The organism is Microbacterium sp. SSM24 (assembly GCF_025989145.1).
Taxonomy (GTDB): domain Bacteria; phylum Actinomycetota; class Actinomycetes; order Actinomycetales; family Microbacteriaceae; genus Microbacterium.
Window position 1 is genome coordinate 808231 of the sequence record NZ_JAPDNQ010000001.1, and the last position, 23722, is coordinate 831952.

Sequence of the window (23722 nt, forward strand, 5' to 3'; positions counted from 1 at the left end):
CTGCTCCTCTCAGGGCGGAGCCGCGCCCAGTCGCGGCATCCGTCGTCATCACACCTCGAACTGCGGCGTCTGGAAGTCGCGCAGCTCCCCGGTGGCATCCTTCACGACCAGGCGCAGTCGCGCGACCCCCGGCGTGACCTCTTCGAAGGCGAAGCGGCCGTGCTCACCGGGCTCGGCGGTCCACTCGCGGTCATCCTGCACCAGGCGGATCGCAAGGGCTGAGGCATCCACCCAGCCGTCGACGCGGCGTCCGCCGCCCTCGGTGCCCGACAGGTGCAGCAGCACGCTCGTGGTCCCGTCGCTGAACTGCAGCGTGGATGTCTCGGTCTCGCTGCGCACCGCACCCAGCGCCTCCTCCACGAGGGTCAGCAGCGCGTACTCGCGCGACAGATCCTCGACGGCGACGGCGGCGACCATCTGGTCGACCAGATCGGCGGGCATCGGATCGACGTCCTCCCACATCCGGCGCATGCGTGCGAAGAGGGCCGCGTCCGCGGCGAAGTCCTCAGTCTCCATCGTCGTCTCCTGACCATCCGTCGCCTTCGAGTACGGCGCGGAGCTTGGCGAGACAGCGCTGGCGGGTCGGCCCGATGGACCCGATGGGCATCGCCAGATCCTGGGCGATGCGCGCATAGTCGGGTCGTTCCTCGAACGCGACGATCCGCAGCAGGCGCTGGCATCGTTCGTTGAGCGTCGCCACCGATGTCCACAGGCGACGGGATTCGTCGTCTGTCGCGGCGGTCTGCTCGGCGGATTCGTGGACGGGCAGATGGGGTTCGAGAGACTCGGCCTCGGTCGCATCGGCTCTGCGGTGCTGCTTGCCGACGCGCCACGCCTCACGGCGCGCGCACATCGTCAGCCAGCCCGAGACCGCCTGCGGGTCGAGGATCGTCTCATGACGGCGCACCAGCGTCAGCCACGTCGTCTGCACGACGTCCTGAGCGAGCGCGGCATCGAGACCGTACGCCCGCACGACGTGCCACAGGGGCGGCGTCATGAGGCGCACGAGCTCGTCCATGGCGCGGCTCTCGCCTTCGCGCCACCGCACGAAAAGTGCGGCGGCACGCTCCCACCGCGCCGGCTCGACGGAGTCGGCGCGGGCGTCGGGGCGCGCACGCGTCATAGGGCCCATTGTGTCCACACCAGACAGGAGTGCGATAGTGCGGGACTGATACACGCCGTCATGAGGTTTTCGCAAGATCGCACGATCGGATGCCGCCGCCTAGAATTCACGGCATGACGACCGCTCCGCTGCTCTACGTGTGCGTGCGGCCGCAGCTCGGCGCCGCGGCCGCGGAGTACGAGTCGTTCCGCACCGCGATGCACCTCGACGACGACACCCTCGGCCACCACGATCTCGTGCGCCAGCCGCTCCCGGATGACGTCTTCGAGCGCTACAGCGGGTTCCTGATCGGCGGCAGCCCGTTCAACCTCGCCGATCCCGAGTCGACGAAGACCGAGGTGCAGCGCCGCCTCGAGGCGGACCTCGAGCGCATCGCAGCGCGGGCCGCGCAGGCCGACGGCCCGGCGGCGCTGTTCACCTGCTACGGCATCGGGGTCGTGACGCGGATGCTCGGAGGCGAGGTCAGCCGCGCCTACCCGGAGGACACCGGCCCGGTCTCCGTGGAGCTCACGCCGGCCGCGGCATCCGACCCGCTCTTCGGAGGGCTCGCCCACCGTTTCACCGCCCTGACCGCGCACAAGGAGGGCACGGCGACGGTCCCTGCCGGCGCGAAGCTCCTCGCGGTCAACGACGCGTGCCCCGTGCAGGCGTACCTGGTCGGCGACCGCCTGTACGCGACGCAGTTCCACCCCGAGCCGACGACGAAGGCGTTCACGGAGCGCATGGCGGTGTACCGCGACGACGGCTACTTCGAGGCGAGCGCCTACGAGGAGATCGCCGGACGCGTGCTGGCGGCATCCGTCACCGAGCCGGTGCGTCTGCTCCGCGCCTTCGCCCGCCGGTTCGGCGCGACGGCCTGATCAGACCTCGGCGTTGCGCACGTCGGCGGCCCGATGCAGCACCGTGCCGACCAGCGGCACCGCGATCACGATGACCGCGACGATGATCGCGGTCACGCCGATCGCCGTGCTCTCGGGCTCGAACGCGAGGCGGCCGACGCCGATCCACACCAGTCCCCAGGCCATCGCGAGACCCGGCGCGATGCGCCAGTGGCTCGCCCACGCGATCGCGACGCCGATGACCGCGACCACGATCAGCACCAGGATGCCCCACAGCGTCGCCGACTCGTCGGCATCGGCCGGCACGATGGTCGTCAGCCACGCGGTGGTGTTGGCGACCGTCGCAAGGGTCACCCAGCCCAGGTGCAGTCCCGTCACGCCGTCGATCAGCAGCGCGTCGATCCAGCCGCGTCCCGGCTGCACGACCGCGCGGCGGAACGTGACGCCCAGCAGCGCCAGGAGCAGGACGATCGCCAGCACCGTGAGGGGCAGCGTCGCGAATTGGGCCGTGACGAGCCAGAGCCCGTTCAGCACCATCGTGCCGGCGATGAGCCAGCCCAGCGCGCGCTGCCGCGTGCGTGAGCGCTGGCGCGGGAACGCCTGCCACACCGAGTAGGCGAAGAGCCCGACGTAGATGACCGACCAGATCGAGAACGCCGAGCGCGCCGGCGCGAGGTACGACCCGTCCGCGTCGAGCGCCCCGTTCTGCAGATCCTGCACGGCCGTGCCGCCGAACAGGCCGGTGCCTACCATCGCGGCGACGATCATGAAGCAGAAGGCGCTGATGACGACGATCTGGCGGAGGAGATCCTTGGCGGCCATTCCTCCACGCTAGGAACCGTCGGCTCCGGGTGCACCCGGTTGACACCCCGCGCGGGCGGGTATACCCCGCGCTCAGGCCCCGCCGGGAGGGTCGAGCAGCAGGCCGATGCGCTCGTCGAGGTACCGGTCGAGAGCGACGTAGCCGCCGGCCGCGCTCCAGCGCACGCTCGGCACCCCTTCGACGAGGGCGAGTGGACCGGATGCCTCACCCCGGTCGACGGCGTCAGGCTGCAGCATCCGCCACCCGATGTGCACCGTCGCGCCCTCGTCGAATCCGCCGCGGCGGGCGGCCGCCGCGAGCTCGGCCCGCGCGCGCTGCGCCACCGCCGTGTAGCCGCGACGCGCCTCGGTGCGGGCACGCACGATGTCGCCCGTCGCGAGCACGCCGTCGTCGGTGAGCAGCAGCACGCCGAGGTGCCAGGCGGTGCCGCGGGGAACGATGCGCGGCGCGCGGGCCAGGCCGAGGATGCGGCGAGGCTCGACGAGCTCGCCGAGCCCTTCGCGCGGGGCACCCGCCAAGCGGACGCGCGCCGTGCCGAGCAGGTCGGCGACGGTCATGCCGCGTCGTCCTCGACGGGGACGGCGGGACTCTTGCTGCGCTCACCCCGGATCGTCATGGCGATGAGCGGGAACAGCAGCACCGACAGCATGCCGGCGCCGACGAGCAGCGCCGCGGAAGCCGACGAGAGGATGCCCTCATCGACGCCGATCGCGGTGACCGCGACGATGATCGGCAGGCCGGTGGCCCCGAGGAAGGCGATCGAGAGGCGGTCGCGGCGCGTCGCGCCGGGTGGTGCCGCAAGGGTCGACGGCACCCCGCGCACGAGGAAGAGCACGACCAGCACGACCGGCAGCAGGAGGAAGAGCACGGGGTTCGCGAGGAGCGACGCCAGGTCGAACGTGACGCCGGTGTAGATGAAGAACACCGGCACGAGGAACCCGAACGCGACGGCCTCGACCTTGCTCTCGACCGCCTCGCGATCGGCCTCGGCCGCGTCGCGCATGATGAGCCGCCACACGATGCCGGCCGTGAACGCACCCAGCAGGATGTCGAGATCCAGCACGACGCTCAGCGCGATGAGTCCCGCCAGGATCACGAACACGACGCGGATCGCGAACTGGCCCGACGTGTGCAGCGTCGCGTTCACGAACCGGTGCATCGCGCCGCGCGGCATCCGGAAGGCGAGCCAGATGGCGAGACCGGCCACCACGCAGAACAGCACGAGAACGATCGTCTCGACCCCCGGCGACTTGCTCCCGAGGAACAGGGAGATCGCGATCAGCGGACCGAACTCCCCCACCGCGCCGATCGCGAACATCGTGCGGCCGAACGCCGTCTTCGACTCCCCCGCATCGCGCAGGATCGGCAGGATCGTTCCGAGAGCGGTCGAACACAGCGCGATGCCGATGATCACGGCCTCCTCGCCCGGCGCGATGAGCCACGCGAGGGCGATGCCGAGCGTGAGGCTGATCAGCCAGCCGCCGACGGAGCGTCGGCCGGTGCGGCCGCGGAACACGGTGAACTCGATCTCGGAACCGGCGACGAAGAACAGCATCGCCAGGCCGTACTCCGAGAGCGTGTCGATGAACGCGTCGGGCTGGGCCCAGCCGAGGACGCTCGGTCCGACAAGGATGCCGAGGACGAGCTCGAACACCACGATCGGCACCCGCACCCAGCGCCCGATCCCGCGAGCGAGCAGCGGCGCGAGCACCCCGAGGATCGGGATCAGCAGCAGGGTCGGCTCGAGGTCGTCCACGCACACACCCTAGCGAGCCGGCCGTCCTTCCGTTTGTGCGGGCGAATGCGCGCCTGCGGGCGATGCCAGGCGCACATTCGCCCGCACAAACGGAAGGGGCAAGGGGGTCAGGCGGGGTGGGGCTCGGCGACGGGCTCGGCGGGGGCGTCGAGCTGCTCGGGGTGGGGGGTGAGCTCGGCCGCCTCACGGTGGTGTCCGATCAGCGCCAGGATCACACCGCCGACGAGCCAGCACGCCAGCACGGTCCACTGCACGGCGGTCGCGGCATCCGGGAAGTACATGACCGACCGCAGCAGCGTCGCCGACGCGCCCGGCACGAAGAACTGGCCGATCGCGCCCCACGGTTCCGGCAGGAACTGCGGCGGCTGGGCGGCCGCGGCGATGGGGTTGGCGATGAGCATCGTGATGACCGCGCCCACCGCGATGCCGGGAGGACCCATCACAGCGGCGAGGCCGACGATGAGAGCGGATGTCGCGCTCACCCCGAGCGCGATCACGGTCGCGTTGAGCAGCCAGTCGCCCGTCAGCATCCCGAACCACGTCTGCATCACGAGCGTGATGAGCGCGCCGGCTGCGGCGCCGAAGACGACGAGCCCGACGAGACGGCGCACGACACCCTGCACCAGCAGGGTGAGCAGGATGCCCCCGATCATTCCGCCCAGCACGAGGGGGAAGACGGATGCCGCGAGCCCGGCGCCCGTGCTGTCGCCCTCGGCGAGCGGCACGACATCGGTGATCGTGACGGTGGGGATCTGCGGGGGTGCGCCCGCGGCGCCCTCGGGAAGCTGCGGCATCTGGCCGGCCTGGAGAGCCCCGACGATCGCGGTCAGCTGGTCGGTCAGCGCCGTCTTCGCGGCGGAGTCGATCTGCGACTGCAGCTGCGTCGCCACCCCGCGCAGCGCGGCGGCGGCGACGGGACTCGCGGCCGTCGCGACGAGCACCTCGGGCTGATCGCCCAGGAGGATCGCACCGTAGATCTGCCGCGTCTCGATGAGGTCCACGGCCTCGTCGCGCGAGTCGACGGCCTGCAGGGCGAAAGGCGCGGGGTCCTGCTCGGCGAGCTTGCCCTCCACCATCGACACCGCCTCGGCCGGCCCTGCGATGCCGACCGGCAGGTTCTGCGGCTGCGAGGTGGCCGCCGGCCACACGAACGCCATCACCACAACCGCGACGACGAGCGCGCCGATCACACCGAACAGGGCCGCGACGCTCCACGTGGTGCGGGGCGGGCGTCCCGCGATCGAGCTGTTCATGGCAGCTCCTTTCGAAAAGAGAATGGTTATTCTGTTTGCCAGAATAACAGAACCGGTATTCTCTTTCCATGCCCAAGGTGACGGAGGCCTACCGCGAGGCCCGGCGCGACGAGATCGCGCGAGCGGCTTTGCGATGCCTGGAGCGCAAGGGCGTCCACGACACCTCGATCGCCGACATCGTCGAGGAGTCAGGGCTGTCGACGGGCGCGATCTACTCGCACTTCACCAACAAGGCCGAGCTGGCCAAGTACATCGTCGGCCGCTACCTCATCGTGCGGATCGACGCGCTCGAGGCCGCAGGGCGCGCCGGTGTCGTTCAGCCCCCGCGGCAACTCCTCGCCGCGATGCTCGGCATCCTGACCGAGGACGGACTTCCCGCGCCCGTCATCGTCCAGTTCTGGGGCGAGGCGATGGCCGACCCCGAGATCCACGCCGCGATGACGAGTACGGCCGGCCGCCTGGGCGCCTCGCTCGCCGCCGCCGTCACCCCCTGGGTTCGCGAGAGGCTCGGAGACGAGGCATCCGACTCCGCCGTCGCTGAGCGCACCGCGCAGACGGCCCGCACCATCGCCTCACTCGCGCAGGGGTACATCGCCAACACGGCGGTGTTCGGTCCGCGCGACGTCACGGAGTACGTCGAGTCGGTCGTCGACGCACTCGGCGACTGAGGCTCAGGCCTCGATCGCGCGACGCGGTCCTGCCGGACGCAGCCGCGGCGGGCGTACGTGCGAGCCGCCGCGGATCTCGCCGTGCAGGCGCTCCATGCGGTCGTCGAGCTCAGCGGCCGTGTCGGCGGCATCCTTGAGACTGTCGAGCAGCTCGGCCGGGACGTTGGTGTCGTACTTGTAGTAGATCTTGTGCTCGAGGCTGGCCCAGAAGTCCATCGCGATCGTGCGGAACTGCACCTCGACGGGAACGTCCACACGCCCGCTCGAGAGGAACACCGGCACCGACACGATCGCGTGCAGGCTCTTGTATCCGTTCGGCTTCGGCTCGGCGATGTAGTCCTTCACGGCCAGCACTTCGATGTCGTCCTGCGCGGTCAGCAGGTCGAACAGCCGGTAGGCGTCGGCGACGAAACTGCACGTGACCCGCACCCCGGCGATGTCGGTGACGCTCTGGCGGATCGACGCGAAGTCCGGCTCGATCCCCTTGCGCTGCACCTTCTCGACGAGGCTGTCCGGCGACTTCACGCGGCTCGACACGTGCTCGATCGGGTTGTAGTCGTGAACGAGCTGGAACTCGTCGCGCAGGATCCCGAGCTTCGTCTCGACCTCCTGCATGCCGAATCGGTACTCCATCAGGAACCGCTCGAACTCGTCCCGCAGCTCCCGCAATTCGGCCGCCGAGACCGTGATCGCCATATCGTCCGGACTCGCTGCGTGCGCCGAGGGCGCCGTGTTCGCCATGCGCTCCACGCTAGGCATGGTGCCTACGAGAGTGCTGTGAACGGGGCCTCATTCCTTCAGCGCATCGAGCGCCCGCTGCGCATCGGCCGCGGCTGTGCGGGCTCGGGATGCCGCGTTCCGCCGCTCGTCCTCGATGGCGGCGAGTGCGGACTCGGCGGTGGCGCGGTCGCCCTCGAGCCGCTCGAGATCGCGGCGCAGATCGTCGATGCGCTCGGACACGTGATCGACGCGCTCCTGGAGCTTCTGGTGCTTCGCGTCGATTCGTGCGAGCTCGCGCTCGGCCTCGTTCGCGGCCCGTTCCGCCTCGCGCGCCGCCTTCTCGGCCGCCTTGCGCGCGCGGCGCTCCGCGAGGTCGTCGGGCGCGGGAGCGGCCGCGACGCCCGGCAGCGAGCCGCCGACGGCATCCGCGAGATCGGACGGCTCGAACGTGCCGGCCTCGATCGCCGTGACGAGGCGCGCCGTCATGACGGCGGCGGCGGCCGCGGCATCCATCACCGCGGCGTTGACCGTCTTCTCGACATCGTCTCGAGCCGCACCGCTGACCGCCACACCCGCGTCCTTCGCCAGGTCGACGGCCTGGGTCGCGAGGGCCGCGACGAGCTGGCGCCGCTGCCTGCCCAGGCGGGAGAGCTCGGCGGCATCGAGGTCGTCCTGCGCCTCGCGCAGCGCCGCCGACAGTTCGAGCGCGTCGGCGAGCTGCCCCTCGCGGGCGAGCAGGTTCACAGCCCACGCGGCCACGGTCGGCTTGCGCAGCGCCTTCACCTGCGCGGCGATCGATCGGTCGGCCATGCCCGCCTCGCGGTTGCGCGCGGCGGTGAACTCGGCGGGCGGGAGCGCATACAGCTCCGCCGCGATCGCGTCGAGATCGGAGCGGTCGGTCACACGCCCATCCTGTCCCACCGGTCGCGGTTGCGGCTGCCCGGTCGCATAACTCCTGCACTTCCGTGCGCGGGTGAGGCGTGTGGGCCGGAGTCGCGCGGCGAGAGCGCCCGGGACCTCGCGAAGTGCAGGAGTCATGCGCCGCGATCGCGATCCGGATGCCGCGGCCCGGCCGGCCTCAGCCCACCAGCACCGACGCCGCCTGGCGTGCGGCGCCGAGCGCGACGTACTCGCCCGGGGCCGGCACCTCGACGTCGAGACCCAGGACGAGCGGCGCGATCGCGCGCACCGCCTCGGACTGCGCGCCCCCGCCGATGAGCAGCGCCCTCTCGAGCGGAACCTCCAGTCCACGAAGCGCCTCGAGCCCGGCGGCGAGGCCCGAGAGCATGCCCTCGACCGCGGCGCGCGCGAGGTTCTCGCGCGTCGTCGAGGCCAGCGTCATGCCGGTGAGCGCGGCCGTCGCATCCGGAAGATTCGGCGTGCGCTCGCCCTCGAAGTACGGCACCAGCGCCAGTCCGTCCGCTCCGGGCTCGGCCGTCAGCGCGAGCCGTGAGAGCTCGGCGTGGTCGACCCCGAGGAGGCCGGCGACCGCGTCGAGCACGCGCGCGGCGTTGAGCGTCGCGACGAGCGGCAGGAACCGTCCCGTGCAGTCGGCGAACCCGGCGACGGTGCCGGTCGGGTCGATCGTGCGCTCGTCGCTCACCGCGAACACCGTGCCGCTCGTGCCGATGGAGACGACGACGTCGCCGGAGCCGGCGCCGAGCCCGAGGGCCGCACCGGCGTTGTCGCCGGCTCCGCCGCCGACGCGTCGGCCGTCGCCGTCGAGCACCCACTCGTGCGGGCCGAGGACGCGAGGGAGAACGGCGTCGCGACCGAGCGCCGCGATGAGGAGCTCTCGGTCGTAGCCGCCGGTCGCGGGGTCCCAGTATCCGGTGCCCGAGGCATCCGACCGGTCCGTCACGAGCTCGTCGAGCACGGGACCTCTCGGCGACTGATCTGCCGGCCCGAAGCCGCGCAGGCGCCACGTGAGCCAGTCGTGCGGCAGAGCGACGGCCGCGACGCGCGCGGCGTTCTCGGGCTCGGCATCCCGCAGCCAGCGCAGTTTCGTGATGGTGAAGGAGGCGACCGGCACCAGGCCGGTGCGCTGAGCCAGCGCGTCTGCTCCGAACTCGGCGATCAGGTCGGCCGCGGCGCCGGCCGAGCGAGTGTCGTTCCACAGCAGGGCGTCGCGGATGACCCGGCCCTCGGCGTCGAGCACGACCATGCCGTGCTGCTGTCCGCCGATGGCCCACGCCTCGACGTCAGCGAGCCCGCCTGCCGCGTCGACGGCAGCCCGCAGGGCGCTCCACCACGCCTCGGGGTCGACCGAGGATCCGGCCGGGTGCGACGCCCGCCCCTCTCGTGCGACGGCGCCGGAGGCGGCATCCGTCACGACGACCTTGCACGACTGCGTCGACGAATCGACTCCCATGACGAGGCTCATGTGCGCTCCTTCACGCGATAGATCAGACCGAGTCGCCAAGACACGCCGGCCGCGTGCGCGAGCAACGACGTGTCTTGGCGACTCGATGCGGGTCAGCGAGCGCCGAGCAGGTGCTCGGTCGCGAGCTGCTGCAGCCGCACGAAGCCGCCGCCCTTGCCGCCGAGGTACACGTCGGTGTCGAAGTCCTCGTAGGCCGAGCGGTCGGCGAGGAAGTCGTCGTACGACTCGCCCGGGTTCAGCGTCGGGGTGGAGAGCTCGTCGACCTTCGCGGCGGCGAGCGCCTCCTGCACCTCGGGGTCGGCGCGGAATGCCGCGGCACGCTCCTTGAGCAGCAGGTAGGTGCGCATGTTCGCGGCGGCCGACTCCCACACGCCCACCTCGTCCTCGGTGCGCGAGGGCTTGTAGTCGAAGTGGCGCGGTCCGTCGTACGCCGGCACGCCCCCGGGCCCGCCGTTCTCGAGCAGGTCGACGAGCGCGAACGCGTTGTGCAGGTCGCCGTGACCGAACACGAGGTCCTGGTCGTACTTGATCCCGCGCTGGCCGTTGAGGTCGATGTGGAAGAGCTTGCCGTGGAACAGCGCCTGCGCGATGCCGGCGGCGAAGTTGAGTCCGGCCATCTGCTCGTGGCCGACCTCCGGGTTGAGGCCGACGAGCTCAGGACGCTCGAGCGAGTCGATGAAGGCGATCGCGTGGCCGAGCGTCGGCAGCAGGATGTCGCCGCGGGGCTCGTTGGGCTTCGGCTCGATCGCGAAGCGGATGTCGTAGCCCTTGTCGGTGACGTAGTCGCCGAGCAGGTTCACGGCCTCGCGGTAGCGCTCGAGCGCCTGGCGGATGTCCTTGGCCGAGTCGTACTCGGCGCCCTCGCGCCCGCCCCACATGACGAAGGTCTTCGCGCCGAGCTCGGCGCCGAGGTCGAGCTGGCGGAAGACCTTGCGCAGCGCGAAACGGCGCACGTCGCGGTCGTTCGCGGTGAAGCCGCCGTCCTTGAACACGGGCGCCGAGAAGAGGTTGGTGGTGACCATCGGCACGATCAGGCCGGTGTCGGCGAGTGCGCCCTTGAGGCGGTCGATCTGGTTCTGACGCTCGGCCTCGGTCGATCCGAAGGCGAACAGGTCGTCGTCGTGGAACGTGAGGCCGTAGGCGCCGAGCTCGGCGAGCTTCTCCACGACGTGGACGACGTCGAGGGCGTGGCGGGTGGGGCCTCCGAACGGGTCGGTGCCGTTGTAGCCGACAGTCCAGAGACCGAACGAGAACTTGTCGTCGCGAGTGGGGGTGGGCATGACGCTCCTGGGTTCGACGGTGAACAAAATGTTGTTGAAGACAACCTATACGAGATCGGATGCCGCGTCCAGCGTCGGTCGTGCGGTCGACCGGTGGCGAGAGATCCTGTCGCGCGTCCGATACTTTCGAGCGTTAGCATCGACCCATGTCGGACACTCCTCGCGTCACGCTGGCCGAGATCGCCGCCGAAGCCGGCGTCTCCCTCGCGACGATGTCGAAGGTGCTCAACGGTCGCACCGACGTCGCCCCCGCCACGCGCGCCCGGCTCGAGGAGCATCTCAACCGCCACGGCTATCGGCGCCGCACCGCCGCCCAGCGCAGCGAGGTCGTCGAGCTGGTCTTCCACGAGCTCGAGGCGAGCTGGTCCATGGAGGTCATCGAGGGCGTGGAGGAGGTCGCGCACGCGGCGGGCCTCTCCGTCGTGCTGACGGTGAGCGGCGACCGGCACGCGCCGTCGTCCGACTGGATCGACGGCGTCCTCCGCCGCCGTCCCGTGGGCGTCGTCCTCGTGTTCTCCGACCTCGAAGCCGGATACCGCGAGAAGCTGCGGTCACGCGGCATCCCGTTCGTGATCGTCGACCCGGCGGGCGACCCGTCGCCCGACGTGCCCTCGGTGGGATCGGCGAACTGGTCGGGCGGCCTCATGGCGACACGCCACCTCATCGAGCTCGGCCATCGCCGCATCGCCGCGATCACCGGCCCCGAGGACATGATGTGCTCGCTCGCCCGCGTCGACGGCTACCGCTCCGCGATGAACGCGGCCGGGCTCCCCATCGACCCCGGGCTGATCCGGTTCGGCGATTTCCATCCGGGCGGCGGCGAGCGCCACGCGCGGGAGCTGCTGGAACTGGCGGACCCCCCGACGGCGTTCTTCGCGGGCAGCGACCTGCAGGCGCTCGGCGTGATCGCGGCGGGATCGGCCGCAGGACTCAGCGTGCCGGACGACCTCTCGGTCGTCGGTTACGACGACATCGCGCTCGCGCGGTGGATGAGCCCGCAGCTGACCACCGTGCACCAGCCGCTGCGCCGCATGGGCGAGGAGGCGACGCGACTCGCGCTGCGCCTCGCCGACGGCGCGACGGTCGACACCCTCCGGATGGATCTCGCGACGCACCTGGTCGTGCGCGGCAGCACGGCGCCCTTCGCGCCCTGAGCCCCGGTCGCGGCCGTGCCGCGTCACACGAATGGCGGGTCAGGCGGCGCCGGACCGACCATTCGTGAGACACGCTCCGCCCGCACCGGCGTGTCTTGGCGACTCGAGTCAGTGGTCGGGCGTCACCTCGACCGCCGCGTGCAGGGCGCGGGTGTGGTCGACGTATCGCGGGGCGCCGGTGATCCGGACCGACCGGGTCGCGACGATCTCTCCGCTGGACCGGCCGAACCCGAGCACGATCTCGCCCGGCTCGACCACCCGTCGCCCGTCCTGGCCGGTGAACGCCGCAAGGTCGGCCGGAACCTCGAACGACACCCGGACCCGCTCCCCCGCCGCCAGCGGCACGCGCGTGTAGCCGATGAGGCGCTGCACGGGCCGCACGGTCGACGCGACGGGGTCGTGCAGGTAGAGCTGCACCACCTCGACCCCGGCGCGATCGCCCGCGTTGCCGACGTGGATCGACACCGCGACCGATCCGTCCGGCGCCATCGACGACGCCGAGGATGCGGCATCCGACCACACTGCCGGCGCGTAGCCGAGACCGTGGCCGAACGGGAACGCCGGGGAGGGATCGATGCTCGACACCTCGGTGCGGCGCGCGAGCGTCGCCGCGAGGTACGTCGACGGCTGCGCGCCGGGGTCGCGCGGGATGCTGACGGGGAGCCGCCCGCTGGGATTCACCCGCCCGCTCAGCACACCCGCGATCGCGCCGGTTCCCTCTTCGCCCGCGAAGAACGTCTGCACGATCGCCGCGGCGCGCTCGGGCGCGTCGCCGAGGGCGTACGGACGCCCGGCGAGCAGCGTCACGACGGTCGGCACCCCGGTGGCGAGGATCTCGTCCAGCAGCCGCTGCTGCGCACCCGGGAGCGTGAGGTCGGCGACGTCGCAGCCTTCGCCGCTCGTGCCCCGCCCGAAGAGCCCGGCTCGATCGCCGAGCGCGAGGACGACGAGGTCGGCTTCGGATGCCGCGTCCCGCGCAGCCGCGAAGCCGTCGGTCTCGCCGCCGTCGATCGAGGTGCCCGCCGCCCAGACGATCTCGGCGTGCGGGAACTCCGCGGCGACGGCCTCCCGCAGCGTCGGAAGGTCGATCCCGACGGGGAGTTCCGGATGCCGCACCCCGACGTGGGCGGGGAACGAGTAGCAGCCCAGCACGGCGAAGGGATCGACCGCGGTCGGGCCGATCACCGCGATCCGCGCGGCGTGCGCGATCGGGAGCAGCCCGTCGTTCTTCACGAGGACGACGGCCTCCTCCGCGATGCGCCGGGCCAGCGCGCGGTTGGCCGGAGGATCGAGATCGACGAGCCCGCGGACGTCGTCGGCGGCGGCATCCGGGACCGCGGCGAGGGCCTCCGGGACCGGCGTCCACGACGGGTCGAGCATTCCGAGCGCCGCCTTCTGGAGCAGGACCCGCCGGAGGGCCCGATCGACCAGGGCCGGGTCGACGCGGCCGTCCTCGACCGCCGCGACGAGGTCGGGCCCGAAGGTCTTCACGGTCGGGAGCTCGACGTCGATGCCCGCCGCGAGGGCGGCGGCGGCGGCATCCGTCCACCCCTCGCTGTGCCCGTGCAGCTGCGACAGGAAGGCGATCGAGAAGTAGTCGGCGACGACGGTGCCGTCGAAGCCCCAGGTGTCGCGCAGAAGTCCCGTGAGCAGCGAGGCGTCCGCGGCGGTGGGCACCCCGTCGAGATCGGTGTACGAGTTCATCACCGAGCGCACGCCGCTCTCGCGCAGCGCCATCTCGAAGGGCGGGAGCAGCACGTCCGCCAGCTCGCGGGGTCCGACCGACACGGGCGCCAGGTTCCGTCCCGCTCGCGACGCCGAATAGCCGACGAAATGCTTGAGCGTCGCGATCACGCCGGCCCGCTCGATCCCCTGGATGTACGCGGTCGCGACCGTGCCGACGAGGTACGGATCCTCGCCGATCGTCTCCTCGACGCGCCCCCAGCGGGCGTCGCGCACGACATCGAGCACCGGCGCGAGGCCCTGGTGCACGCCGACCGAGCGCAGGTCGGCGCCGATTCTCGCACCGAGTTCGCGCACGAGATCGGGGTCGAAGGTCGCGCCCCAGCTCAGGGGGACGGGGTACGCCGTCGCGCCCCACGTCGCGAAGCCCGCGAGGCACTCCTCGTGGGCGACCGCGGGGATCCCGAACCGGTTCGCCGCCATGATGCGCTGCTGCGCGCGCATGAGCGACAGCGCCCCCACGGCGGGGTCCACCGGCGCCGTGCCGAACGGACGCGTGAGCTGGCCGAGGCCCGCGGGAAGGATCGCTTCGAGATCGATGTCGTCCGACAGGTCGTGCTGGTGCGGAGCGACGTCTTCGCCGTCGTCGGATGCCCCGACCCACACCCCGTAGAGCTGCGCGATCTTCTCGGCGACGGTCATCGCACCGATGAGCGCATCGACGCGCTCCGCGAGGGGGCGCGCGGTGTCGCGCCACGCGGCATCGACCTGGACGTCGTTCAGCGTCATCCCTTCACCGCCCCGGTGAGGCCGCCGACGATCTGCTTCTGCATCGCGAGGAAGAAGATCAGCGCGGGGATCATCGCGAGCGACGTGTAGGCGAGCACGGCTCCGGTGTCCTGCGAGTACTGCGACGAGAACTGGGTCACGCCGAGCGGCAGCGGCCAGAGCTCCTGCGGGAGCGTGCCGGTGCTGATCACGAGGAGGGGCAGCAGGTAGCCGTTCCAGCTGCCGACGAACGCCAGGATGCCGACGGTCACGAGACCGGGCCGCGACAGCGGCAGCAGGATGCGCCAGAAGAAGCCGAGACGCGTTGCGCCGTCGATGACGGCGGCCTCCTCGAGCTCGTCCGGGATCGCGCGCAGGAAGGGCACGAGGATGATGATCGTCGTCGGCAGCGCGAAGGCGATCCCCGGGATGATCACGCCGAGATAGGTGCCGTGAAGGCCCATCGTGCGCAGCAGCAGCGTGAGCGGCAGGGCGGCCACCGTCAGCGGGAACATCAGTCCCGCCGCGAACAGCGTGTAGAGGCCCTCGCGCCCGCGGAACGAGTATCGGGCGAGGACGAACGCCGCCATGATCCCCGCGATGACGACGCCGGCCGTCGTGGCGAAGGCGAGGACGCCGCTCGCGAACACGTTGCCCCAGAACCGCGGCGCCGACAGCACGGTGAGCCAGTTCTGCATCGTCCATGGATCGGGCATCCCCGCCGGGTGCGCGTTGAGGTCGGCCGTGGTGCGGAAGCCCCCGATGAAGACGTAGAGCACCGGCCCGACGGCGACGGCGGCGATGACGAGGGCGATCAGGTAGACGAACGGCTGACCCCAGTCGAAGCGGCGGCCGGCGGGCTCGGCCGCGCGCGGCATCCCGGTGACGAGAGTGGTGGTGGCGGTCATGGTCAGCGGACTCCGCTCGTGAGGGCTCCGCGCAGGTCGCGGCGCAGGGCGAGGCGCTGGTAGACGAGGGCGACGACGAGCGAGATGACGAAGAGGATCACGGCGATGGCGCTGCCGTAGCCGGGCTGACCGGCGAACTGCCCCTGCTGCACCATGTAGGTCGCCATCGTCTCGGTCGCCATTCCGCGGACCGTGGGGGCGACGGTGACCCAGACCATGTCGAAGACCTGCAGCGAGCCGATGATCGACAGGAAGGCCCAGATGCGGATGGTCGGGGCGAGCAGCGGGATCGTGATGTGCCGCTGGATCTGCCACCACGAGGCGCCGTCGAGCTGCGCCGCCTCGGAGAGCTCGTCGGGCACGCCCTGGAGTCCCGCGAGGAACAGCAGGATCGCGAAGCCGATGTACTTCCACGTGAGGATGAAGAAGATCGTCCACAGCGCGATGCCGGGATCGGCGAGCCAGTTGCGGGTGAGCGCTCCGAGACCCACGGCCTCCAGGATCGCGTTGACCGCGCCGTTGGGCTGGAGGAGGAGCTTCCAGGACAGTCCGGCGATGACTTCGGCGAGCACGTAGGGCACGAAGATCAGCAGGCGGAGGGTCGCGCGGCCGCGCAGAGGCCGGTTGAGCAGCAGGGCGATCCCGATCGCGATCGGCCCCTGCACGAGCAGCGACATGATCAGGATGAAGAAGTTGTTCCCGATCGCCTTGAGGAATTCGGGGGTCGTCAGAGCGCGGACGTAGTTGTCGAACCCGACGAACCGCTCCGGATCGGCGAGGTCGTCCCATTGGAACGCCGGCGGCAGGTTGTAGAAGCTGTAGACCGCCGCGAGGATCACGGGCAGGATCACGAAGCCGAGGAACAGGATGAGGGCCGGGGCGACGAGGATCAGGATCTCGAGGCGCTTGCGGCCTTCGCGCCGAGGGGTCCGGCGCCGGGAGGGTGAGGGACCCGGGCCCGCGGAGACCGCGGGCCCGGGGGTGAGAAGAGCCGTCATCGTCAGAGCGTCGCCGCAGCGTCTTCCATCTTGGTGACGACGTCCTCGGGGGTTCCGGCTCCGCCGAAGAGGTTGACGATTCCCTCGTTCATCGCGTTGCCGACCGTCGTGCCGTAGGCCGTGTCCAGCCACAGCTGGACGAACGACGAGGCGGCGAGACCTTCGGCGACCATCTTGAGGTTGGGGTCCTCGAGGGATGCCTGGGCCTCGGCCACGGTCGGAATGCCCGCGCCGCTCGCGGCGAACTTCGCCTGCACCTCGGGGCTCATGATGTAGGCGAGCAGTTCGGCGCACTCCGGCGGTGCCTCAGCGGAGCATCCGAATCCGTCGCCGCCGCCGAGAGCAGCGGTCGGGTCGCCCGCGGAGCCCTCGATGCCGGGGAACGGGAACCAGCCGAGGAAGGCGGGGATCTCCTGGTCGGGCGTGAGTCCGCCGATGACCCCGGCGTTCCAGTGGCCCATGAGCTCCATGGCGGCCTGGCCGTTCGCGACCAGACCGGCCGAGCTGCCGGCCCCGGTCTGGGCGGGCGTTCCGAGGAAGCCCTCCTGGAACGGGTCGATGCCGAGGAAGTCCTCGAGCTGCTCGCCGGCCTCGACGAAGCACTCGTCCGAGAAGTCGAACTCCGTCTCGGCGGCCTGCAGCGTCTCGGGCGAGCACGTGTGCAGCGCGAACTGGTACCACCAGTGCGCGGCTGGCCACTTGTCGCCGGCGCCCACGGCGATGGGGGTGATGCCGGCCTCGCGCAGGTCCCCGACCACGTCGATCAGCTCGTCGAGGGTCGTGGGGACCTCGACGCCGGCCTGCTCGAACAGCTCGGTGTTGTACCAGAAGCCCTCGATGCCGAACGTGAACGGGATGCCGTAGGTCTCACCGCCGACCTGCCACGGGTTGACCGTCGCGCCGACCGACGCCACGGTGTCGCCGATCACGTCGTCGAGCGGCATGAGGTAGCCGTTCTCGACCTGGTCGCGCAGCTCGCCTCCCGGCCACACCTGGAAGAGGTCGGGCGGGTCTCCGGCGGCGAGGGCGTTGGGGATGAGCGTGCGCTGCAGCTCCTCGTTCTGGTAGCCGGTCTGCTCGACGGTCACGCCGGGATTCGCAGCCTCGAACTCGGCTGCCACCTCCTCCCACACGGCGGGCATCGGGCCGGAGGTGGCGTTGTGCCACCACGTGATCGTGACGTCTTCGCCGTCTTCCCCGCCGTCGCCGCCGTCGCCGGAACCGGCGCAGCCGCTGAGGGCGCCGATGGCGAGACCGGCCGCGGCGAGACCTGCCGCGAGCCGCATCCTGCTGCGTGTGTTCATCTTCGAACCTCTCGAAAGTTTCGACGTCTGCGTCGAAAGTGATGTGGACGGTGCCAGAGTACGTCCACGGGGATTTGGAGTCAAGAGCAACAAATACCGGGCGGGTGCGCGCTCGCCCGTACAGTGAGGGACGTGACCGATCCGTCCCCCGCCGAAGGCGTCCGCCAGCGCAACCTCGCGAGGCTGCTGCGGCTCGTCCACCTCGAGGGACCCCTGTCCCGCGCGACGCTGACCGAAACGACGGGCCTCAATCGCTCGACGATCGCCGACCTCGTGGCCGAGCTCGTGCGCGCCGGGCTGGTCGAGGAGCGCGCACCCGACCCGTCTCGCCGTGTCGGCCGCCCCTCCCCGGTCGTGGCGATCGCGTCCCGCGTCGTCGCGGTCGCCGCGCACCCCGAGGTCGACGCCCTCACGATCGCGGCGGTCGGTCTCGACCGCGAGATCGTGCGACGCGAGCGGATCGACCTCGATCACGTGCTCACGCCCGAGGAGACCGCCGCACTCGTGGCGCAGAAGATCGCCGAGTGGCGCGCCGGGCCGCTCGGCGACGCGCACATCGTCTCGGTCGGGCTCGCCGTGCCCGGACTCGTCCGCACCGCGGACGGGCTCGTGCGCAACGCTCCACACCTTCTCTGGACCGACTCCCCCGTGCGCGACCTCGTCAGCGCAGCGACGGGCCTGCCGACGGTCGTCGGCAACGACGCGACCCTCGGCGCCCTCGCCGAGCACCTCTACGGGGCGGCGCGGGGCATCGACCACGTCGTCTACCTCAACGGCGGCGCGAGCGGCATCGGCGGCGGGCTGATCGTGCACGGGATGCCGGTGGCCGGCGCCGGCGGCTACGCCGGCGAGTTCGGGCAGAACCGCCCGGGCATCGCCGCCGAGACCGACCGCCGCGCCCGCGGCGGCGTGCTCGAGGATGAAGTCAGCCGCACGCTGCTCCTCGACGCCGTCGGGCTCACGGCCGCCGACGAGCCCACGCTCGCCGAGGCGCTCGCGGCCTCGGCGGATCCCGCCGTCGCCGCCGAGGTCGCCCGGCAGCGCGGCATCCTGTCCACCGCCCTCGCCAACGCGGTCAACGTGCTCAACCCCTCCGTCGTCGTGCTGGGAGGTTTTCTGGCCACCATCGCCGCCCCCGACCTCGACGGGCTCATCGCCGCGGTCGGCGCCCAGGCGATGCCCGCGAACATGGAGGGGCTCGGCATCCGCGTCGCCTCCCTCGCCGAGGATCGCCTGCTCATCGGGGCGGTCGAGGCCGCGTTCGAGCCCCTGCTCGCCGACCCGACCGGCGCCGCCTGAGCGGTACACCCGTCTCCGCGCACCCGCGTATGCTGCGGCCCGTCGGGTCCGTTTGTGCGGGCGAAATGCCGCGCCGCCGGCCCGTGAGGCGGCCACACGCCCGCACAAACGGAACCGGCGCCTGAGCGGTACACCCGTCTCCGCGCACGGTCAACCGGGGGGACGGATGCCGCGCCCCCGCGCATGCTGAGGGCTGGAGGTCCTTCATCATGAGCGATCCGAACCCCTTCCCGTCCGAGCCGCTGGCACCGCACCCTGACGAGCCGCTCGCGCCCCACCCCGTCGAGCCGACGTTCCCGTCGCCACCCGAGCCGACGGTGCCCACCGCCGCCTGAAGCCGCCCGTCGGCCCCCGCCGGGTCCGTTTGTGCGGGCGAAATGCCGCGCCGCCGGCCCGTGAGGCGGCCATACGCCCGCACAAACGGACGTGACCCCTCCGGGCGGACGGTCCGCCGCATCCGGCACACGAACCGGACGAACCGTCATGGCCGCGGTGCGGGCACGCGGGTATCGTCGGGGAAAAGCCCGACGGAAGGCCCACCATGTCGACCACGACCGAACGCCAAGCCCGCACCGAGGCGGAACTGCAGCAGATGGCCAAGGACCATCTGTGGATGCACTTCGCTCGCCAGTCGGTGATGACCGACGGCCCCGGCGTCCCCATCATCGTCAAGGGCGAGGGTCACCACATCTGGGACTCGAAGGGCAAGAAGTACATCGACGGCCTCGCGGGTCTGTTCGTGGTCGCGGCCGGGCACGGCCGCAAGCGCCTCGCCGACGTCGCCGCCAAGCAGGCCGAGCAGCTCGCGTTCTTCCCGATCTGGTCGTACGCGCATCCGGCCGCGATCGAGCTCGCCGACCGCATCGCCTCGTACGCCCCCGGCGACCTCAACAAGGTGTTCTTCTCGACCGGCGGCGGCGAAGCCGTCGAGACCGCGTTCAAGCTCGCCAAGTACTACTGGAAGCTCAAGGGCCAGCCCACCAAGCACAAGGTCATCTCGCGGTCGGTGGCTTACCACGGCACGCCGTCCGGAGCCCTCGCGATCACCGGCATCCCGGCGATGAAGTCGATGTTCGAGCCCCTGACGCCCGGCGGCTTCCGCGTGCCGAACACGAACTTCTACCGCGCCGAGGACATGGGCGCGCCCACGGGCAGCCTCGAGGAGTTCGGCGTCTGGGCGGCGGACCGCATCGAGGAGATGATCCAGTTCGAAGGCCCCGACACGGTGGCCGCGGTGTTCCTCGAGCCGGTGCAGAACTCGGGCGGATGCTTCCCCCCGCCCCCCGGCTACTTCCAGCGCGTGCGCGAGATCTGCGACAAGTACGACGTGCTGCTCGTCTCGGACGAGGTCATCTGCGCGTTCGGGCGCATCGGCCACATGTTCGCGTGCGACGCCTACGGGTACCAGCCCGACATGATCACGTTCGCCAAGGCAGTCACCAGCGGCTACTCGCCCCTGGGCGGCACCGTCATCAGCGACCGCATCTACGAGCCGTTCGCCCACGGCGACCGCGCGTTCTACCACGGCTACACGTTCGGCGGGCACCCGGTCTCGAGCGCGGTCGCCCTCGAGAACCTCGACATCTTCGAGGAGGAGGGCCTCCTCGAGCGGGTGCGCGAGAACTCGCCGGTGTTCCGCTCGACGCTCGAGCAGCTGAAGGATCTGCCCATCGTCGGCGATGTGCGCGGCGACGGTTACTTCTTCGGCATCGAGCTCGTGAAGGACAAGACCACGAAGGAGACGTTCGACGACGACGAGTCCGAGCGCCTGCTGCGCGGGTTCCTGTCGAAGGCGCTCTTCGACGCCGGACTGTACTGCCGTGCCGACGACCGCGGCGACCCCGTCATCCAGCTCGCGCCGCCGCTGACCATCGGCCCGAGCGAGTTCACCGAGATCGAGCAGATCCTGCGCTCGGTCCTGACCGAGGCGTGGACCCGGCTCTGAGTCATCCCGTGACGCCCGGTGGGAATGCCCGCCGGGCGTCGCGGCGTTGTGCCCCGGCATGACCACAGTCGGAATCATCGGAGCAGGACACATCGGATCGACCCTCGCACGGGGCCTCGTCGATCGCGGCTACACGGTCGTGATCAGCAACTCGCGCGGACCGGAGACGCTCACGGCCCTCGTCGACGACCTGGGCGCGAACGCCTCGGCGGCGACGGTGACGGATGCCGCGGCAGCCGGCGACGTCGTCATCGTGACGGTGCCGCTCAAGGCGTACCAGGACATCCCGGTCGAGCCCCTCGCCGGGAAGATCGTGCTCGACACCAACAACTACTACTGGGAGCGCGACGGCCGGATCGCGGTCCTCGACGACAAGCAGGCCACGACCACGGGTCTCCTGCAGGACCACCTGCCCGGCGCGAAGGTCGCCAAGGCCTTCAACCACATCACGTCGAGCGACATCCTCACGACGGGCTCCACGGCGGGCACCCCCGACCGCCGCGCTCTGGCCACCGCGAGCGACCACCCGGATGCCGCGGCCTTCGTCGCCGCGCTGTACGACGAGTTCGGATTCGACGTCGTCTACATCGGCTCGGTCGGCGAGAGCTGGCGCGTCGAGCGCGACCAGCCCGCCTACGTCACCCGTCAGACGAAGTCCGAGCTCGAGGAGAACCTCGCCCGCGCGACCCGCTGACGCGGTTCTTCCACGCCTGCGGGCGCATAACTCCTGCACTCTCGCGCCGGGCGCCGCGCGCGGTCCCGTAATCTCGCGCACGCCGCCGCGGGACGTCGAGGATCTTCAGGAGTTATGCGCCCGCGGGCGGCTAGAGCGTCGCGGCGAAGGGGTCGAACTCGGCGGGCAGGGAGCCGACCTCGTCGACCGTGCTCTCCACCTCGACGAACGCGCGCGCCTCGACGGACTCCTCGATCGAGAGGAGCGTGTCGAGCACGTGGTACCCGAACCGGCCGGTCGCGACGTGCGGGCGACCGGCCCGGATCGAGCGGGCCATGTCGAGCAGGCCGAGTCCGCGCCCGGCGAGCACCCCCTCCTGCGCCACCTCGTCCACCTGCTGCACGATCGGCGCAGGCGGCACGACCGCCTCGCTGAGCGGGCGCGTGATCGTGATGGCGCCGCCGAACGTGTTGGGATCGGGGATCACGAGCGTTCCCTCCGTGCCCGTGATCTCGACGACGCCGTGCCGCAGCAGCGGCGAGTCGGTGCTGTACAGGCTCTGCGCCTGCCCGCCCTGCTCGAACGCCATGAGCAGCGAGACGGTCGAGGGCACCTCGACGGGGAACTCGTCCCCCGCAAGGGGTCCGACCTGCACCGCGCGGGACTCGCTGCCCTTCAGGCCGAGCGCGGCGACGGCGGCGACCGGTCCGAACACGTGCACCAGCGCCGAGACGTAGTACGGGCCCATGTCGAGAAGGGGGCCGCCGCCCACGGCGTACAGGAACGCCGGGTTCGGATGGAAGATCTCCGGCCCCTGCCACTGGAACGACGTCTGAGCGAACAGCGGTCGCCCGATGTCGCCGCGGGCGATCGCACGCTTGGCTGTCTGCACGCCCGGGCCGAGGACCGTGTCCGGCGCGACGCCCACTCGGAGGGATGCGGCATCCGCCTTCTCCAGCAGCCCGAGCGACGACGCGCGGTCCACGCCGATCGGCTTCTCGGTCCACACGTGCTTGCCCGCGGCGATGATCGCCTCGGACACCTCGACGTGCACCGCCGGGATCGTCAGGTTGACCACGATCTCGATTTCGGGGTCGCCGAGCACGACGTCGACGCCGCCCGCCTTGGGCACGCCGTACTTCGCCGCCTGCTCGCGCGCACGGTCCACGAGGAGGTCGCCGATGGCGATCACCGTCACGTCCGGGAAGCTCGTGAGGCTCTTGAGGTACTGGTCGCTGATGTTTCCCGCGCCGATGATCCCGACGCCGACGGGCGCCGCCATCAGCGGGCCGCCCGCTCGTCGAGGAAGACGCGGCTCTGCTCGATGCCGTCGAAGAGGTCGCCCGAGTAGGCGTCGAACTCCACGATGGCGAACTCGAGAGCGGATGCCGCGTCCAGCGCCTGCGCGAGGGGGACGGCGCCCGTTCCGGCGGGCACCTGGTCGGCCGGCGGATACGCCTCCACGGCTTCGGGGTCGAGCGTCCCGTCCTTCACGTGCACCGCGACCACGCGGTCGCCGAGCCGCGTGAGCAGCTCGGCCGGGTCCACGCCGGCGCGGGCCGCCCAGTAGAGGTCGACCTCGAGCACGACGCGCGGGTCGAGGAGCTCGGCGAGCAGCTCGAGGCCGGTCTGCCCGTCGATGTGCGCCTCGAGCTCGTGGGCGTGATTGTGGTAGCCGACGCGGAGCCCGCGGCCCGCCGCGATCTCGGCCGCGGCGTTGAGCAGGCGCGCGGTCTCCTCGATCTGCGCGCGCGACTCCCAGCGGGCGGGCTCGGTGTAGGGGTCGATGACCGTTCCCATGCCGAGGGTCTCGGCGGCGTCGAAGACCTCGTCGGGGCTCGGCACGGGGATCTTGGTCCCGCTGCCGTCGGGGTTGACGAACGACTCCGAGGCGAGGAACGCGTGGCCCGTCGGTGCGACCAGGCCGTTCGCGGCGAGGGCCGCGGCGAGGGGCTCGGCGCGGCGCACGAAGTCGTACGGCTCGACGGCGGTGAAGCCGCGGCGGGCGACCTCGGCGAGGGTGCCGTCGAGATCCGCCTCGAGGGCGTCCTTGACCGTGAACAGCTGGACGGATGTGAGTGCCGGCATGGAACCTCTCCTCGGCGGTCGACGATGACGCGCGCCCGCTGTCGAGCGCTGCTCAGA

General features: G+C 71.3%; 23 protein-coding genes. 7 read left to right on the top strand and 16 right to left on the bottom strand.

Translation table 11 applies throughout. The features are described from left to right. Positions 1 to 48: 48 nt before the first annotated feature. Both OL358_RS03740 and OL358_RS03745 read right to left on the bottom strand, forming a co-directional pair. Positions 49 to 516, bottom strand: coding sequence for a hypothetical protein (locus tag OL358_RS03740; RefSeq protein WP_264708584.1), 468 nt, complete (start codon positions 514 to 516; stop codon positions 49 to 51). Next, complete coding sequence (locus tag OL358_RS03745; protein WP_264708585.1) at positions 506 to 1123, bottom strand: RNA polymerase sigma factor; 618 nt, start codon at positions 1121 to 1123, stop codon at positions 506 to 508. Before OL358_RS03745 ends, OL358_RS03740 begins: the two co-directional genes overlap by 11 nt. 113 nt (positions 1124 to 1236) lie before the next feature. Here OL358_RS03745 and OL358_RS03750 point away from each other — a divergent pair, with 113 nt between their 5' ends. Next, on the top strand, positions 1237 to 1983 hold the full coding sequence (locus OL358_RS03750; RefSeq protein WP_264708586.1) for a glutamine amidotransferase-related protein: 747 nt from the start codon (positions 1237 to 1239) through the stop codon (positions 1981 to 1983). Here the strand turns inward: OL358_RS03750 and OL358_RS03755 are convergent, their stop codons facing one another. The 4 genes from OL358_RS03755 to OL358_RS03770 all read right to left on the bottom strand — a co-directional run bounded on the left by OL358_RS03755 (position 1984) and on the right by OL358_RS03770 (position 5794). Next, positions 1984 to 2784 carry a tryptophan-rich sensory protein gene (locus OL358_RS03755; protein WP_264708587.1) on the bottom strand — a complete coding sequence of 267 codons (801 nt, stop codon included), beginning with the start codon at positions 2782 to 2784 and terminating at the stop codon, positions 1984 to 1986. It abuts the gene before it with no gap. Between the two features lie 72 nt (positions 2785 to 2856). Continuing rightward, the gene (locus OL358_RS03760; protein ID WP_264708588.1) at positions 2857 to 3342 is read right to left on the bottom strand and encodes a glutaminase; all 486 of its coding nucleotides are present in this window, start codon (positions 3340 to 3342) and stop codon (positions 2857 to 2859) included. Then, the gene (locus tag OL358_RS03765) at positions 3339 to 4541 is read right to left on the bottom strand and encodes a cation:proton antiporter (protein WP_264708589.1); all 1203 of its coding nucleotides are present in this window, start codon (positions 4539 to 4541) and stop codon (positions 3339 to 3341) included. The genes OL358_RS03760 and OL358_RS03765 overlap by 4 nt, the downstream gene beginning before the upstream one ends. Before the next feature lie 107 nt (positions 4542 to 4648). Continuing rightward, positions 4649 to 5794 carry a hypothetical protein gene (locus OL358_RS03770; protein ID WP_264708590.1) on the bottom strand — a complete coding sequence of 382 codons (1146 nt, stop codon included), beginning with the start codon at positions 5792 to 5794 and terminating at the stop codon, positions 4649 to 4651. A 68-nt stretch (positions 5795 to 5862) separates the two neighbouring features. Between OL358_RS03770 and OL358_RS03775 the strand changes: the two genes are divergently transcribed. Then, positions 5863 to 6462, top strand: coding sequence for a TetR/AcrR family transcriptional regulator (locus OL358_RS03775; protein ID WP_264708591.1), 600 nt, complete (start codon positions 5863 to 5865; stop codon positions 6460 to 6462). Between the two features lie 3 nt (positions 6463 to 6465). On the opposite strand, the gene OL358_RS03780 is transcribed toward OL358_RS03775, so the two are convergent. The 4 genes from OL358_RS03780 to xylA all read right to left on the bottom strand — a co-directional run bounded on the left by OL358_RS03780 (position 6466) and on the right by xylA (position 10845). Beyond that, a complete protein-coding gene (locus OL358_RS03780; protein WP_413631335.1) occupies positions 6466 to 7203 on the bottom strand; it encodes a GTP pyrophosphokinase family protein in 738 nt (245 codons plus the stop codon). Positions 7204 to 7251: 48 nt separating this feature from the next. After that, positions 7252 to 8085, bottom strand: coding sequence for a transposase (locus OL358_RS03785; RefSeq protein ID WP_264708592.1), 834 nt, complete (start codon positions 8083 to 8085; stop codon positions 7252 to 7254). Between the two features lie 175 nt (positions 8086 to 8260). Next, entirely contained in the window at positions 8261 to 9565 is a 1305-nt protein-coding gene (locus tag OL358_RS03790; protein WP_264708594.1) for a xylulokinase, read from the bottom strand. 92 nt (positions 9566 to 9657) lie between these two features. Next, on the bottom strand, positions 9658 to 10845 hold the full coding sequence (gene xylA, locus OL358_RS03795; protein WP_264708595.1) for a xylose isomerase: 1188 nt from the start codon (positions 10843 to 10845) through the stop codon (positions 9658 to 9660). A 146-nt stretch (positions 10846 to 10991) separates the two neighbouring features. On the opposite strand from xylA, the gene OL358_RS03800 reads away from it, so the two are divergent. After that, entirely contained in the window at positions 10992 to 11999 is a 1008-nt protein-coding gene (locus OL358_RS03800; RefSeq protein ID WP_264708596.1) for a LacI family DNA-binding transcriptional regulator, read from the top strand. A gap of 108 nt (positions 12000 to 12107) precedes the next feature. Here OL358_RS03800 and OL358_RS03805 read toward each other — a convergent pair whose 3' ends face one another. From OL358_RS03805 to OL358_RS03820, 4 genes are read right to left on the bottom strand one after another with little or no spacing between them, the layout of a single operon-like run. Beyond that, positions 12108 to 14471, bottom strand: coding sequence for a beta-glucosidase family protein (locus tag OL358_RS03805; RefSeq protein WP_264708597.1), 2364 nt, complete (start codon positions 14469 to 14471; stop codon positions 12108 to 12110). Beyond that, positions 14468 to 15358, bottom strand: a complete 891-nt coding sequence (locus OL358_RS03810; RefSeq protein WP_264708598.1) for a carbohydrate ABC transporter permease — start codon at positions 15356 to 15358, stop codon at positions 14468 to 14470. The genes OL358_RS03805 and OL358_RS03810 overlap by 4 nt, the downstream gene beginning before the upstream one ends. 2 nt (positions 15359 to 15360) lie before the next feature. After that, the gene (locus OL358_RS03815) at positions 15361 to 16356 is read right to left on the bottom strand and encodes a carbohydrate ABC transporter permease (protein WP_264708599.1); all 996 of its coding nucleotides are present in this window, start codon (positions 16354 to 16356) and stop codon (positions 15361 to 15363) included. A gap of 2 nt (positions 16357 to 16358) precedes the next feature. Beyond that, positions 16359 to 17660 carry an ABC transporter substrate-binding protein gene (locus OL358_RS03820; protein ID WP_264708600.1) on the bottom strand — a complete coding sequence of 434 codons (1302 nt, stop codon included), beginning with the start codon at positions 17658 to 17660 and terminating at the stop codon, positions 16359 to 16361. A 132-nt stretch (positions 17661 to 17792) separates the two neighbouring features. Here OL358_RS03820 and OL358_RS03825 point away from each other — a divergent pair, with 132 nt between their 5' ends. From OL358_RS03825 to OL358_RS03840, 4 genes are all read left to right on the top strand, one after another. Then, positions 17793 to 18959: an ROK family transcriptional regulator gene (locus OL358_RS03825; RefSeq protein ID WP_264708601.1), complete on the top strand. Its 1167-nt coding sequence runs from the start codon at positions 17793 to 17795 to the stop codon at positions 18957 to 18959. A gap of 209 nt (positions 18960 to 19168) precedes the next feature. Further along, positions 19169 to 19294, top strand: a complete 126-nt coding sequence (locus OL358_RS03830; RefSeq protein WP_264708602.1) for a hypothetical protein — start codon at positions 19169 to 19171, stop codon at positions 19292 to 19294. A 206-nt stretch (positions 19295 to 19500) separates the two neighbouring features. Further along, complete coding sequence (locus OL358_RS03835) at positions 19501 to 20904, top strand: aspartate aminotransferase family protein (protein WP_264708603.1); 1404 nt, start codon at positions 19501 to 19503, stop codon at positions 20902 to 20904. Positions 20905 to 20950: 46 nt separating this feature from the next. Then, on the top strand, positions 20951 to 21598 hold the full coding sequence (locus OL358_RS03840) for an NADPH-dependent F420 reductase (RefSeq protein ID WP_264708604.1): 648 nt from the start codon (positions 20951 to 20953) through the stop codon (positions 21596 to 21598). Positions 21599 to 21728: 130 nt separating this feature from the next. On the opposite strand, the gene OL358_RS03845 is transcribed toward OL358_RS03840, so the two are convergent. Beyond that, positions 21729 to 22859, bottom strand: a complete 1131-nt coding sequence (locus OL358_RS03845) for a Gfo/Idh/MocA family protein (protein WP_264708605.1) — start codon at positions 22857 to 22859, stop codon at positions 21729 to 21731. Next, entirely contained in the window at positions 22859 to 23665 is an 807-nt protein-coding gene (locus OL358_RS03850; RefSeq protein WP_264708606.1) for a sugar phosphate isomerase/epimerase family protein, read from the bottom strand. Before OL358_RS03850 ends, OL358_RS03845 begins: the two co-directional genes overlap by 1 nt. Between the last annotated feature and the right edge of the window lie 57 nt (positions 23666 to 23722).